We start from the raw sequence: 615 nt of genomic DNA on the forward strand, positions 1-615 counted from the left end.
CCACCGTGATGGTCCGGGGCGCCGCTGCGAGTTCGCGGGCGAGTTCCTGGACTTCCTCCACAGTGACAGCCTGGATTCGGGCCAGGGTTTCGTCAATGTCCTGGAATTCTCCGGAGACCAGCTCTGCCCGGCCCAACCGGGACATCCGTGATCCCGTATCTTCAAGCGCAAGGACGATTCCGCCGCTGAGCTGTCCCACAGCCTTGCGGAGTTCTTCCTCGGTGATGCCCTCCTTGGCAAGTTTCTCCAACTCCACACCCAGGAGGTCCAGCACTTGGCGGACCTTGGACGGCGTGCAACCCGCGTACATGCCAAAATACCCGGCATCTGCGTAGGCGGCAGTGAAGGAATAGGTGGAGTACACCAGGCCGCGCTTCTCACGGATTTCCTGGAACAGTCTGGAAGACATGCCACCACCCAGGACGGCGTTGAGCACGCTCATGACGAATCTGCGGTCATCGGTTGCCACGATCGTGGGGCAGCCCATGATGATGTTGGCTTGCTCCACGGGACGTTTGACCACGTGGAGGCCCGAGGTTCCGCTGATGACAGCGCGTTCGGTTCCCCTGCGGTTCACCGGGGCAGCTTGGGGATCGAGTTTCCAGCCAGCAGCCG

General features: G+C 62.0%; 1 protein-coding gene. It reads right to left on the reverse strand.

Going from position 1 to position 615, the window contains the following annotated elements; genetic code table 11:
- The coding region (locus tag HP499_RS24765) for a pitrilysin family protein (protein ID WP_172326642.1) at positions 1-615 on the reverse strand (615 nt) is incomplete at both ends.

Origin of the sequence: Paenarthrobacter sp. CM16 (assembly GCF_013179505.1) — a bacterium.
Classification (GTDB): domain Bacteria; phylum Actinomycetota; class Actinomycetes; order Actinomycetales; family Micrococcaceae; genus Arthrobacter.